The 13555-nt window shown below is 41.2% G+C and carries 8 protein-coding genes and 1 pseudogene; 8 read left to right on the top strand and 1 reads right to left on the bottom strand.

What is annotated here, in order from left to right; genetic code table 11:
* Window positions 1-193 precede the first annotated feature (193 nt).
* Window positions 194-1258 carry a glutamyl aminopeptidase gene (gene pepA, locus QM382_RS05450; protein WP_414272702.1) on the top strand — a complete coding sequence of 355 codons (1065 nt, stop codon included), beginning with the start codon at window positions 194-196 and terminating at the stop codon, window positions 1256-1258.
* Between the two features lie 24 nt (window positions 1259-1282).
* The gene (locus tag QM382_RS05445; RefSeq protein ID WP_263394050.1) at window positions 1283-1579 is read left to right on the top strand and encodes a bacteriocin immunity protein; all 297 of its coding nucleotides are present in this window, start codon (window positions 1283-1285) and stop codon (window positions 1577-1579) included.
* A gap of 96 nt (window positions 1580-1675) precedes the next feature.
* Here the strand turns inward: QM382_RS05445 and QM382_RS05440 are convergent, their stop codons facing one another.
* Complete coding sequence (locus tag QM382_RS05440) at window positions 1676-3307, bottom strand: Na/Pi cotransporter family protein (protein ID WP_414272701.1); 1632 nt, start codon at window positions 3305-3307, stop codon at window positions 1676-1678.
* 295 nt (window positions 3308-3602) lie between these two features.
* Between QM382_RS05440 and QM382_RS05435 the strand changes: the two genes are divergently transcribed.
* The 6 genes and pseudogenes from QM382_RS05435 to QM382_RS05410 all read left to right on the top strand — a co-directional run bounded on the left by QM382_RS05435 (window position 3603) and on the right by QM382_RS05410 (window position 13555).
* A complete protein-coding gene (locus tag QM382_RS05435) occupies window positions 3603-8369 on the top strand; it encodes an endo-beta-N-acetylglucosaminidase (protein WP_414272700.1) in 4767 nt (1588 codons plus the stop codon).
* Between the two features lie 242 nt (window positions 8370-8611).
* A pseudogene (locus QM382_RS05430) lies at window positions 8612-9147 on the top strand (hypothetical protein).
* 2 nt (window positions 9148-9149) lie between these two features.
* Window positions 9150-9662 (top strand): hypothetical protein, encoded by a 513-nt coding sequence (locus QM382_RS05425; protein WP_414272699.1) that lies wholly within the window; start codon window positions 9150-9152, stop codon window positions 9660-9662.
* A gap of 154 nt (window positions 9663-9816) precedes the next feature.
* A complete protein-coding gene (locus QM382_RS05420) occupies window positions 9817-11016 on the top strand; it encodes a phosphoglycerate kinase (RefSeq protein ID WP_006151517.1) in 1200 nt (399 codons plus the stop codon).
* A 294-nt stretch (window positions 11017-11310) separates the two neighbouring features.
* Window positions 11311-12255: a dihydropteroate synthase gene (gene folP, locus QM382_RS05415; protein ID WP_414272698.1), complete on the top strand. Its 945-nt coding sequence runs from the start codon at window positions 11311-11313 to the stop codon at window positions 12253-12255.
* 1 nt (window position 12256) lies between these two features.
* Entirely contained in the window at window positions 12257-13555 is a 1299-nt protein-coding gene (locus QM382_RS05410) for a bifunctional folylpolyglutamate synthase/dihydrofolate synthase (RefSeq protein ID WP_414272697.1), read from the top strand.

The following is a 13555-nucleotide window of genomic DNA, read 5'->3' as shown; positions in this document are numbered from 1 at the left end:
GCTCTTTAATTTTCATTGAGTATTACTCAACTGTGCGGAGGTGGGACGACGAAATCGAATTCTAACGAATGACCGATTTCTGTCCCACTCTCTTTTTTTGTTTCAAGGAGTAATTTGCTGGGTAAAATATCGATTTCTACTACCGTTCTCCTATAAAAAGTGGTAAAATGGTTGAAAGAAAGAAGGGACTAAAATGACAACATTATTTTCTAAAATCAAAGAAGTAACAGAGCTTTCTGCTATCTCAGGTCACGAAGCGCCTGTACGTGCTTATCTTCGTGAAAAAATAACACCTCACGTGGATAAAGTTGTGACTGATGGCTTGGGGGGCATTTTTGGGGTTAAACACTCAGAAGTTGAAAATGCACCTCGTGTTTTGGTAGCCTCTCACATGGATGAAGTTGGTTTCATGGTTAGTGAAATCAAAGCAGATGGGACCTTCCGAGTAGTCAGCATTGGTGGTTGGAACCCAATGGTTGTTAGCAGCCAACGCTTTAAACTCTTCACGCGCCAAGGACGTGAAATACCGGTAATTTCGGGTTCAGTTCCTCCACATTTGACTCGTGGCACAGGTGGCCCAACCATGCCAGCTATTTCAGATATCGTTTTTGATGGTGGTTTTGCTGATAAGGCTGAGGCTGAAAGTTTTGGTGTCCGTCCTGGAGACACAATTGTTCCAGATAGTAGCACAATCCTAACTGCTAATGAAAAAAATATCATCTCAAAAGCATGGGATAACCGTTATGGTGTTCTCATGGTTAGCGAGTTGGCTGAAAACTTATCAGGTCAAAAACTAGGAAATGAACTTTACCTTGGGGCTAACGTCCAAGAAGAAGTTGGCCTTCGTGGAGCCCACGCATCAACAACAAAATTTGACCCAGAAGTATTTCTTGCTGTGGATTGTTCACCAGCTGGTGATGTTTATGGTGGTCAAGGTAAGATTGGTGATGGAACCTTGATTCGTTTCTACGACCCAGGTCACTTGCTTCTCCCAGGCATGAAAGATTTCCTTTTGACAACTGCTGAAGAAGCTGGAATCAAATATCAATACTACTGTGGAAAAGGTGGAACTGACGCCGGGGCAGCTCATCTGAAAAATGGTGGTGTACCATCAACAACAATTGGTGTCTGTGCTCGTTATATCCACTCACACCAAACACTCTACGCTATGGATGATTTCCTTGAAGCACAAGCTTTCTTACAAGCCCTGGTTAAAAAATTGGATCGCTCTACTGTAGATTTGATTAAAAATTATTAAACAGCAAAGAGGGAGGTGATAGGGATGGAAGAACCAAACCTAGAAACCTTGATTCGGGATCTTTACAACAATGCCCGTCAGAATCTTAGTGAAGATTTAGTGGTTGCACTTGTAGAGACTGCTAAGCAATTACCAAGCATCAATGAGCGGTTGCTAGCGGTGCGTCTTTCAGGTCTGGTTACTCTTGAACTGCTCAAGAACCCTAAAACACCAGCACCAGAGTTAGTCAATCTGGCCCGCTTTATCAAAAGAGAGGAAGCCAAGTACAGGGGTTCTGCTGCCTCTGCCCTTATGATTGGGGAACTATTTAAAATGCTTTGATTCCATTGTGAATCAAAGCATTTTTCTATCCATTAGAAAAGAGACTCTCAAATAAGAGACGAAAAAACCACCTAAGTCAAGGTGGCTTCTTATCTATTAAATTTGTTCTGCTAGAACCTTTTCGGCAAGGTTCATAGCGTGGTCTGATACACGAGTATAGTGTGAAATAATATCGATAAAGTTAACACCTGCTTGAGTAGAACATTCACCGTTATTAAGACGTTTAATATGAGTCTTACGGAGGACACGTTCCATCTTGTTGATGTCTTCGTGTCGTTCGATAAGAGCTTGAGCTTTCTCAAGGTCGTTGTTTTCTACACTTTCAAGAGCATCCTTGACAAATTCGCTCGTTTTAAGATAAATCTCAGCTAGCTCCTCTAATGCAGCCTCAGAGAATTGAACATTCTTGCGTTGCAAGTAATCGTTAAGATTGATCAAAGCTTCAGCGTGGTCTCCGATACGTTCCAAATCTCGTGAAGAGTCGAGGATGTTGGTTAAGACTTCACTCTCTTTTTGACTCAATGCTTCACTAGATAGACTAATGAGGTAGCGCGTCAATTGCTCATCAATGGTATTGATGGCTTCTTCAGTCTTATGTCCCTTTTCAGCAACTTTTTCATTAGAGTTGATGATATAGTCGTAAGAGAGGTCAAAAGCTTTCGCAGCATAATTACCCAAGTGTAGCAGTTCTTTTTTAGCATTTCCAAGAGCGATAGATGGAGCTTGTTTGATCAGTTGCTCATCAAGGTAGAGAGGTTCGTATTTGACAACTTCATCTTCACCAGGGATGAGTTTAGTTACGATGAAGGCAAGAGCTCCGATGAATGGGAACTGTATAATCGTGTTGGTAATGTTGAAGGTTCCGTGGGCAAAGGCAATGGTCATTTCTGGAGCCAGATTTAAGAAACTCTCAAACCATTGGATTAAAGATGTAAATGGAACGAGGAAGATAATACAGATCACAGTCCCGATAACGTTGAAGGCCACATGGGCTGCTGCCACACGTTTGGCTGCAATATTCGCACCTAAGGAAGCAATAATAGCAGTGATGGTAGTTCCGATGTTATCCCCAAAGAGAACAGGTAGGGCTCCTTGAAGGTCAATCAGATGGCTAGCGTAGAGATTTTGTAAAATCCCGATGGTCGCTGAGGAGGCTTGAATCAGAAGGGTTAAACCTGTTCCGACAAGAACACCCAAGATTGGATTTTTACTAAGTTCTACCATGTAGTCTTTAAAGACTTGTAAATCCTTAAGGGGTTCCATGGCGCCACTCATAAGATTGAGGGCAAAGAAGATACCACCGACACCAAAGACAATTCGTCCGATGTTATTGATGGTTCTATTTTTTGTGAAGAAGAGACAGACTGCTCCGAGAAAGAGCATAGGTAATGCGTAGTCTCCCAATTTAAAACCAATGATAAAGGATGTGACGGTTGTTCCAATATTGGCTCCCATAACAATCCCAATGGCCTGACGTAAAGTCAATAGTCCAGCACTAACCAGACCAACTGTAATAACCGTAACACCTGAACTCGATTGAATCAGGGCAGTCATCCCAATTCCAACTAAAATTCCAAAGAAAGGATTGCTAGTATATTTGTCAATGTAAAATCGAAGACGATCTCCAGCTGCTTGTTGCAAACCGTCCCCCATGGTTTTGATACTATATAAGAATAGTCCCAGGCCACCTAAAAAGTGAAATGCAATTTCCTGCCAATTAATGGACATTTTATTTTCCCTCCGAAAACTAATCGCGGAATTTCTCCCATTCTATTTTAAAGGATTCTAAGCAATCTAACAAGTAGTAAACGCATTTTTTTAGAAAAATATCATTAAAAAGTAAAAAAACAATTGATTGTCTAATTTATATCATTTATTCACCCCTTTATAGATATTTTAGGATGACTGTTGACTCTACTTATAAATATCGTAAAATAAAAATGAACAGTTCTGCTATTTTAAGGGCAGTTACTTTTTTAAAATAAAAATAAAGCGCTTACTTTTTGGAAGTGAAAGGAGAAAAATGAAGAATCCATTTTTTGAGAAACGTTGCCGCTATAGTATTCGAAAATTATCAGTGGGTGCCTGCTCTTTGATGATTGGATCGGTTTTATTTGCCAACCAAGCTCTAGCAGAAGAAGTTGCAATCCCAGCGAATGAAACAAGGACTACTGCTGTGGCTACAGAGCAAGCATCACCTGCCACATCAGAGCAACCAACTACAGCTTCACCTGAGGTATTAAAGCAGTTGGAAGAGACAGAAAACAAGGTTAGTGAACAACCTATTTCAGAAGAAAAACCAACCTTGGACCAATTGACTGCAGCTGATAAGGAAGTGGCTAGTCCGGTTGCTGAAGCGCCTAAGGCTGAAGAAGTACCTGTAGCTACAGAAAATAAGGTTGAAGAAGAACCTGTGGCTACAGAAAATAAGGCTGAAGAGAAAGCAACTGTTTCAGATGTTCCTAAGAAAGAAGAAAAAAGTCTCCGACCTAAAGAAATTAAGTTTGACACCTGGGAAGACCTGTTGAAATGGGAACCAGGTGCCCGTGAAGATGACGCTATTAACCGCTCTTCAGTAGAATTAGCTAAGCGTTACCGCGGTCATGTCATCAATGAAAAAGCCAATAAGGATGCCAAAGTCGAAGCCCTTGCTAATACTAACTCTAAGGCTAAAGACCACGCTTCTGTAGGTGGTGAAGAGTTTAAAGCCTATGCTTTTGACTACTGGCAATACTTGAATTCAATGGTCTTCTGGGAAGGGCTCGTTCCAACTCCGGACGTGATTGATGCTGGTCACCGTAATGGTGTCCCTGTATTGGGTACACTCTTCTTCAACTGGTCTAATAGTATTGCAGACCAAGAAAAATTTGCCGAAGCCCTTAAACAAGACGAAGACGGAACTTTCCCTATTGCTCGTAAATTGGTAGACTTGGCTAAATACTATGGATTTGATGGTTACTTTATTAACCAAGAAACAACTGGAGATATCGTAGCACCCCTTGGTAAGAAAATGCGTGACTTTATGCTCTATACTAAGGAATATGCAGCACAAGTCAACCATCCAGTCAAGTATTCTTGGTATGATGCCATGACTTATGAATATGGTCGATATCACGAAGATGGACTAGGCGAGTACAACTATCCATTCATGGAAAAAGAGGGAGACAAGGTTCCTGCGGATCACTTCTTTGCCAACTTTAACTGGACCAAAGAGAAAAATGATTACTCTGTAACTATGGCCAAATGGCTTGGACGTAGTCAGTACGATGTCTTTGCAGGTTTGGAATTGCAACAAGGTGGTTCCTACAAGACAAAAGTGAAATGGGATGCCCTTTTTGATGAAAATGGCAAACTTCGCTTGTCGCTTGGACTCTTTGCACCGGATACTATCACTAGTCTTGGTAAGACAGGAGAAGACTATCACAAGAATGAAAATATCTTCTTTACAGGTTACCAAGGAGATCCAACTGGTCAAAAACCAGATGACAAGGACTGGTACGGAATTGCCAACCTTGTAGCTGACCGTACACCAGCAGTAGGCCGTACTTTTACAACATCCTTTAACACAGGACATGGTAAAAAATGGTTTGTAGAAGGCAAAGTTTCTAAGGATTCTGAATGGAACTATCGTTCTGTATCAGGTATCTTGCCTACATGGCGCTGGTGGCAAACTTCATCAGGTGCTAAACTTCAAGCTGACTATGACTTTGAAGATGCCTACAATGGTGGTAACTCACTTAAGTTTGCGGGTGATTTAGCTGAAAATACCAACCAAGATGTTCGTCTCTACTCTACAAAACTGGAAGTAACAGATAAAACAAAACTTCGTGTTGCTCATAAAGGTGGTAAGGGAAGCAAGGTCTATGTAGAGTTTGCGACTCAGAAAAACTATACTTATGGTGGAGAGAATGCTCGTAAAGAACTGACTCTATCTGACGATTGGACAAAAGATGAATTTGACTTGAGTGCATTGGCAGGTCAGACCATTTACGGTATCAAGCTCGCTTTTGAAAATACTGCTGCCCTCAAGGGCTATCAATTTAACTTGGGTGAGTTGACTGTAACAGATAATCAAGAGGCTCCTCAAGCACCGACAGCTCTTAAAGTAGCTAAACAATCCCTTAAAAATGCCCAAGAAGCAGAAGCCATTGTCCAATTTACTGGAAATAAAGATGCTGATTTCTATGAAGTTTATGAGAAGGATGGCGATGCTTGGCGCCTATTGACAGGTTCATCTGCCACTACGATCTACCTACCAAAAGTTAGCCGTTCAGCTAGTGCAACTGGTACTAGTCAAGAGTTGAAGGTTGTCGCAGTTGGGAAGAATGGCCTTCGTTCTGAAGCAGCAACTACAAACTTTGAGTGGGGAATGACTGTCCAAGACACAAGTCTTCCAAGACCATTAGCAGAAAATATCGTTCCAGGAGCGACTGTTATCGGAAGTACCTTCCCAGACACAGAAGGCGGCGAAGGTATCGAAGGTATGTTGAATGGAACTATCACTAGCTTATCTGATAAATGGTCTTCTGCTCAGTTGAGTGGTAGCGTTGATATCCGTTTGACACAACCACGCCGTGTCGTTAGATGGGTCATGGACCATGCCGGTGCTGGTGGAGAATCTGTCAACGATGGTTTGATGAATACGAAGGATTTTGACCTCTACTATAAGGATGAAGCTGGAGAATGGAAACTAGCTAAAGCTGTTCGTGGCAATAAAGCCCATGTTTCAGATATCACCCTTGATAGCCCAATCACTGCGCAAGAATGGCGCTTGAACGTCATCACGTCTGACAATGGAACACCATGGAAAGCCATTCGTATCTACAACTGGAAGATGTATGAAACTCTTGATACGGAGAGCCAAAACATTCCAATGGCTAAAGTTGCAGCGCGTGTTCTGACGGACAATAAGATCCAGCTTGGATTCTCAGAAGTTCCTGCTGGAGCAACAATTACAGTCTATGACAAGGCAGATTCACAGACTCCTATCGCTACTTTAAATACAGTAGTTGGAGGAGATTTGGCGACAGATTCATTAAACTTTGAAAAACGTCCAAGCCTTCTTTACTATCGTACACAATTGCCAGGTAAAGAAATCAGTAATACTCTTGCTGTAACAATTCCTCAGGATGAAAGAAAGATTAAGGCTGTTAGTCTAGAAGTAGCACCTAAAAAGACAAGTTACCAAGATGGTGAGGAATTGAATCTCAAAGGTGGTCTTCTTCGTGTTAAATATGAGGGTGAAGAAGCAGACGAAGTCATCAACCTTAGTCATGCAGGTGTTACTGTTAATGGCTACGATGCTCACCACCATGGCGAACAAGAGTTGACAGTAGCCTATCTTGGTCTTCCAGTTGCAGGTAGCTTTAAGGTTCAAGTCACTGGTGAAGAAACTGGTCCAAAAGAAGTCGTAGCCTTGTATATTAGCAAGCAACCGAAAATTGACTACTTTGTAGGCGATGCTCTGGACTTATCAGAAGGACGCTTCAAGGTCTTGTATGATGATGAAACGGAGACTGAACATAACTTTACAGACCAAGGAGTCGAAATTACAGGTTATGATTCTCAAAAAACAGGCCGTCAAAAACTTCAATTGCACTATCAAGGTCAAACTGTCGAGTTTGATGTCCTAGTTTCACCTAAGGCAGCTATTAACGACGAATATCTGAAACAAGAAATCACATCTGCTCAAGGACGTAAAGGAACGACAGCTTATACATTTGCGGATGCAGAAAAACAAGCAGCTCTCGTTGAGAAGATTGAAGCAGCAAAAGCTATCCTAGAAAACCACGACGCTAGTCAAGAAGCAGTTAACCAAGCCTTGAACGACTTGAAACAAGCAGGTTCTGACTTGAATGGTGTACAGCTTTATCAAACAGCTAAGGAAGAACTTGAAACTCTACTGGAAAAAGTTCGTGAGAAAAATGCAGATGATCCAATCATCGCTCAAGCAGAAACTCTCATTGGCTCAACAAATCCAAGTCCAGAAGCATTTGCGGACATGAAAGAAAAGCTAAATAAGAAACTAACTCCTGCAGAAGAAAGCCATCATGTAGGTAGCTTAGAAGATGAAACTGCTCCAACAGTTGAAGCTTTACCTGAGTTAGTGATTAAAACAGAAACTCAAGCCTTCGAGCGTCAAGAACGTTCGTCAGGAGACCTCTTGTTAGGTGAACGTCGAGTCGTTCAGGCAGGTGTAGAAGGTCAGACTCGTCGTCTGATTGAAGTTGATGCCAAAGGCAAACGCACTCTTCTTAAGACGGAAGTAGTCAAAGAAGCAGTGGCAGAGATTACTGAAGTTGGTACGAAGGTAGAAAGTCGTGTTCAGCCAGTGGATGGAGTCAAAGATTTGACCATTAGCAACCCAGCACTAGTGATTGAGGAAGAAACAGTTGCATACGGACATGAAGAACGAGTAAATCCTAGTCTTAAAGCAGGTGAGCGTCGTCTGGTTCAAGCAGGAGTTGAAGGACTTCGTAGAAATCTTGTAGAAGTCGATGCAGAAGGCAACCGTAGTCTTAAGGGGACAGAAGTAGTTAAAGAAACCGTAACTGAGATTGTTGAGATTGGGTCAAAAGTGGATGTCCAAGATGACAAACCTCTTACACTTGCTCCAGTAGCACAAGCAGCTAAGCAGGAACCAGCAAAAGCAGAAGCACAAGCTGAAAAACCTGAAGGAAAACAACTTCCAAGTACAGGTGAAGGAGTAGATACAAATCTTCTGGCTCTTGGATTGGTTGGAGTTCTAGGTGGTTTTGGACTTCTCGCTCAAAAGAAAAAAGAAGAGTAAGTTGAACTTCTAAATTACCGTCTGACAAGATAATAGTATTAAAAGGCAAGAGCTATTTTTGGCTCCTGCCTTTTTGCATTCTTAGAATGTTTATGTTAAGATTTTTATTATTTCATAAGAATTGTTGTAGTGAGATATCTGCATGTTTTGCTTTGAAGATTGATTATATATATTGAGTTGTAAAAGATATTTATCGTTACTCCCATCAAGAATTGGTTTGGGAATAAGAAAGGAAAAAGAAGATGAAAGCATTAAAAGTAGTAATTGCTGTAATCATTGTAGTAGTGAGCATTGGCTTAGTAGTATTTATAGGAGCGAGTATGTATGCTGTTACTACGATTAATTTGCTATCTAACTCAGTCTATTATGCACAACGGATGCCTCATAAGGAGGGAACAGAACCCGACTTAGTCATGTTGATTGAAAACATGGGTTCGATTTATACCCCGAAAATTGAGGGTATTCGCTACGATAATGATGGTAGGAATTTTATTGAAAATTCGACTAACCTAACTGGTAAACCAACAAATTTTGATGAATTTGTTGGTGGTTATGGTTATAGCGATCAAAACGATGTAACCTATAAATTCAATAAAAATTTTGAGCTTGAGTGGGCTATTGACAAGGATTATAAAAAAATTGATCTAGCTACAGTTGATGAAAAAAAATAAAAGAAGAGATTCGAGAAACCGTTCAACCGGTACTTGATGTACAAAGTAAACCCCTCATCAATCTTCAGTGGTTGTTTAATATGAAGTATCAGGACAGGTTTAATTAGAGATGAAAGTATTAAAAGGAATCATTATAGGAACTATCCTAGTATTTAGTATAGGGGTAGTTGTATTCTTAGGGTTGAGTTTATACGCTTATAGCAACTTGAAATATTATTCAGTCTACTATGCGCAACAGATGCCTCATAAGGAGGGGACAGAGCCCGACTTAGTCATGCTACTTGAAAATATGGGTTCGATTTATACCCCGAAAATTGAGGGGATTCGCTACGATGATGATGGAGGAAATGCTATCGAAAATACCAAAGCCGAAGTAGTTTTGTCTAACTCTATGGGGAATTTTTTATATCATAAAAATCGTGTAACTGTAGCTTTTGATAGTACCTTTAGATTTTTCCATGTAACTGATTTATCAGGGGAGCAACCCAAAAGAGAGATTCATGAATCTGAAATAAAACAGGAGATTAGAGAAGTTTTTGCTCCAGTTATTGAAGCCCAGCCCAAACCTCGGATCAATCTGCAGTGGTTATTTAATAAAAAGTATCAAGACAGGTTTAATTAGAGATGAAAATGGATAAAGGTTTTATTTGATAAACAAAGTTAATGTCAATTTTGCCAGATGTAATAGAGAGCAAGAAAAGTTTAAGGTTTTGCTATCTCTTTTATTGATTTTGTGATATAATTAACACGTAAAAAAAAAGAAGGAGTCATATCTAATGGCAAAATTGACTGTTAAAGACGTTGACTTGAAAGGGAAAAAAGTTCTCGTTCGTGTTGACTTCAACGTACCTGTAAAAGATGGCGTGATTACTAACGACAACCGTATCACTGCAGCTCTTCCAACTATCAAGTATATTCTTGAACAGGGTGGACGTGCAATCCTCTTCTCTCACCTTGGACGTGTGAAAGAAGAAGCAGATAAAGAAGGTAAATCACTTGCTCCTGTAGCGGCTGACTTGGCTGCTAAATTGGGTCAAGAAGTTACATTCCTTCCAGGTGTTACTCGTGGTGCTGAATTGGAAGCAGCGATTAATGCTCTTGAAGATGGACAAGTTCTCTTGGTTGAAAACACTCGTTACGAAGATGTTGACGGCAAGAAAGAATCTAAAAACGATCCTGAACTTGGTAAATACTGGGCATCACTTGGAGATGGTATCTTCGTAAACGATGCATTCGGTACAGCTCACCGTGCACACGCATCTAACGTTGGTATCTCAGCAAACGTTGAAAAAGCAGTTGCTGGATTCCTTCTTGAAAACGAAATTGCCTACATCCAAGAAGCAGTTGAAGCTCCAGAACGTCCATTCGTGGCTATCCTTGGTGGTTCAAAAGTTTCAGACAAGATCGGTGTTATCGAAAACTTGCTTGAAAAAGCTGATAAAGTTCTTATCGGTGGTGGGATGACTTACACATTCTACAAAGCACAAGGTATCGAAATTGGTAACTCACTTGTAGAAGAAGACAAATTGGATGTTGCTAAAGCTCTTCTTGAAAAAGCAAACGGTAAATTGATCTTGCCAGTTGACTCAAAAGAAGCGAATGCATTTGCTGACTACACTGAAGTGAAAGACACTGAAGGTGAAGCAGTAGACCCAGGATTCCTTGGTTTGGATATCGGTCCTAAATCTATCGCTAAATTTGACGAAGCTTTGACTGGTGCTAAAACAGTTGTATGGAACGGACCAATGGGTGTATTTGAAAACCCTGACTTCCAAGCTGGTACAATCGGTGTGATGGACGCTATCGTGAAACAACCAGGTGTTAAATCAATCATCGGTGGTGGTGACTCAGCTGCCGCAGCTATCAACCTTGGTCGTGCAGACAAGTTCTCATGGATCTCTACTGGTGGTGGAGCTTCAATGGAACTTCTTGAAGGTAAAGTTCTTCCAGGACTTGCAGCTTTGACTGAAAAATAAGATTATAAAAAAAGAGGCTGGGACAAAAGTCCTAGCCTCTCAATTGTCTTTGGATTTTCGAGCAGGACGCAGTGGTTGAGTGGTCTCTACTACGCTGATTTCATCAGCTTTTACAGCCCTACTCAACTGTGCGGAGGTGGGACGACGAAATCGAATTCTAACGATTACCGATTTCTGTCCCACTCTTTTTTTCGCTCTTTTAAAGTTTGAGAGTAGCGAGGGATAATTGGACAGAATCCAAAAAAAACAGTAAAATAGAGGAATACCAATCTAAATGAAATTTGAGTAATAATCGTGAAAAAAAGAGACAATCATACAAAAACAGCTATTTGCGGTATTATCAATGTCACCCCGGATTCTTTCTCTGATGGGGGCCAATTTTTTGCTATTGAAGAAGCCTTAAAACAAGCTCGAAAATTGATTGCTGAAGGTGCCACTATTTTAGATATCGGTGGAGAGTCTACTCGACCTGGAAGTAGCTATGTTGAGATTGAAGAGGAAATCCAACGTGTGGTTCCAGTCATTAAGGCTATCCGTCAAGAAAGTGATATTCTGATTTCGGTAGACACTTGGAAAAGTCAAGTTGCAGAAGCAGCTCTAAAGGCTGGGGCCCATATAGTCAATGACATTACAGGTCTCATGGGAGATGAGAAGATGGCGGAAGTGGTTGCCAAAGCTGGAGCTCAGGTAGTTATCATGTTTAATCCAGTCATGGCACGCCCTCAGCACCCTAGTTCACTTATCTTCCCTCATTTTGGCTTTGGAGAGCCTTTTACAAAGGAAGACTTAGATGAGTTTGAAAAACTACCAGTAGAAGAATTGATGACAGCTTTCTTTGACCGTGCTCTAGTAAGAGCGGAAAAAGCAGGAATTTCGAAAGAAAAGATCATGCTGGATCCTGGGATTGGCTTTGGCTTGACCAAAAAGGAAAATCTACTACTTCTACGTGACCTTGATAAATTACACGAGATGGGCTATCCTATCTTTTTAGGAGTCTCTCGCAAGCGCTTTGTCATCAATATTCTGGAAGAAAATGGTTTTGAAGTAAACCCAGAAACTGAAGCTGGTTTCCGCAATCGTGATACGGCTTCAGCTCATGTGACTAGTATCGCTGCTAGAAAGGGTGTAGAAGTTGTGCGTGTACACGATGTAGCCAGCCACAAGATGGCAGTTGAAATCGCATCAGCCATTCGTCTGGCAGATGATGCGGAAAATTTAAACTTGAAACAGTATAAATAAGATGAATAAAAACGAAACGAATCAGTGGATAGCTAACTATCGGACAGATCAACCGCATTTTGGTTTGGAGAGGATGGTGAAGCTATTAGCCCTACGTGGCAATCCCCATCTGAAACTCAAGATTATCCATATCGGAGGAACCAATGGTAAGGGGTCTACTATAGCCTTTTTGAAGAATATGTTGGTAAAGATGGGGCTAAGAGTTGGAGTCTTTAGCTCACCCTATCTGATTCATTATACCGATCAGATTGTCATTAATGAGGAATCTATCCCAGAAGCAAGATTAGAGACCTTGATGGTAGACTATCGCTCACTACTTGAGGGGGAGCATGTTCATGATTTGCAGGGGACAACAGAGTTTGAGATTATCACTGCTATAGCCTATGACTATTTTGCTTCTGAGCAAGTCGATGTGGCCATTATGGAAGTAGGTATGGGTGGACTTTTGGATAGTACCAATGTTTGTCAGCCTATCTTAACAGGTATTACGACCATTGGCCTGGATCACGTAGCTTTACTAGGGGATAGCTTGGAAGCCATCGCAGAGCAGAAAGGTGGAATTATCAAACAAGGAGTTCCCCTGGTAACAGGAAATATTGCCCCAGAAGCCTTAGCAGTTATCAACCAAATCGCGAAAGCGAAAGAGGCTCCTAGACTTGTTTATGGGGAAGATTATCAAGTCAGTCATCAAGGGAGTGTGGGGACGGGAGAAGTCTTTGACTATACAAGCCCGCTTAGACAAGATCGCTTTCAGACAGGATTGCTGGGTTTGCACCAGATAGAGAATGCTGGGATGGCTCTAACTTTATTGGATGCCTATTGTCGGGAAACTGGTCGAGAATTAGCTAGTAATAACATAGTGGCTCAAGCCTTAGAAGAAACAAGTTGGCCTGGACGCTTTGAAGTTGTTTTTAGAAGCCCTTTGATGATTTTAGATGGGGCACACAACCCCCATGCAATCAAAGCTTTATTAGCTACCCTAGAAGAACGATTTGCGGACTACCATAAGGAAATCCTCTTTACTTGCATCAAAACCAAGGCCTTGGAGGACATGTTAGGCTTATTAGAGACTTTGCCAGATACCGAACTGACACTCACTCACTTTGACGATAGTCGAGCAACTGACGAAGAAGTGATAAAAGAGGCCGCTCGTTCTAGAAATCTCAACTATCAAAGTTGGAGAGAGTTTCTAGATCAGAAAATAACAGAGAATGAAGAGAAAAAAACAGTTAGGATAGTTACGGGCTCCTTGTATTTCTTGAGCCAGGTAAGAGCCTATCTGATGGAGAGGAAAAACTAG

Source organism: Streptococcus infantis, assembly GCF_047465185.1.
GTDB lineage: Bacteria > Bacillota > Bacilli > Lactobacillales > Streptococcaceae > Streptococcus > Streptococcus infantis_O.
This window is presented reverse-complemented; position numbering and strand designations above follow the sequence as displayed.

What these genes read in the sequence shown, in the direction of transcription:
- QM382_RS05435 (WP_414272700.1), top strand. Translation starts at nt 3,603, where the DNA reads ATGAAGAATCCATTTTTTGAGAAACGTTGCCGCTATAGTATTCGAAAA.
- QM382_RS05410 (WP_414272697.1), top strand. Translation starts at nt 12,257, where the DNA reads ATGAATAAAAACGAAACGAATCAGTGGATAGCTAACTATCGGACAGAT.
- QM382_RS05425 (WP_414272699.1), top strand. Translation starts at nt 9,150, where the DNA reads ATGAAAGTATTAAAAGGAATCATTATAGGAACTATCCTAGTATTTAGT.
- QM382_RS05445 (WP_263394050.1), top strand. Translation starts at nt 1,283, where the DNA reads ATGGAAGAACCAAACCTAGAAACCTTGATTCGGGATCTTTACAACAAT.
- QM382_RS05440 (WP_414272701.1), bottom strand. Translation starts at nt 3,307, where the DNA reads ATGTCCATTAATTGGCAGGAAATTGCATTTCACTTTTTAGGTGGCCTG.
- pepA (WP_414272702.1), top strand. Translation starts at nt 194, where the DNA reads ATGACAACATTATTTTCTAAAATCAAAGAAGTAACAGAGCTTTCTGCT.
- QM382_RS05420 (WP_006151517.1), top strand. Translation starts at nt 9,817, where the DNA reads ATGGCAAAATTGACTGTTAAAGACGTTGACTTGAAAGGGAAAAAAGTT.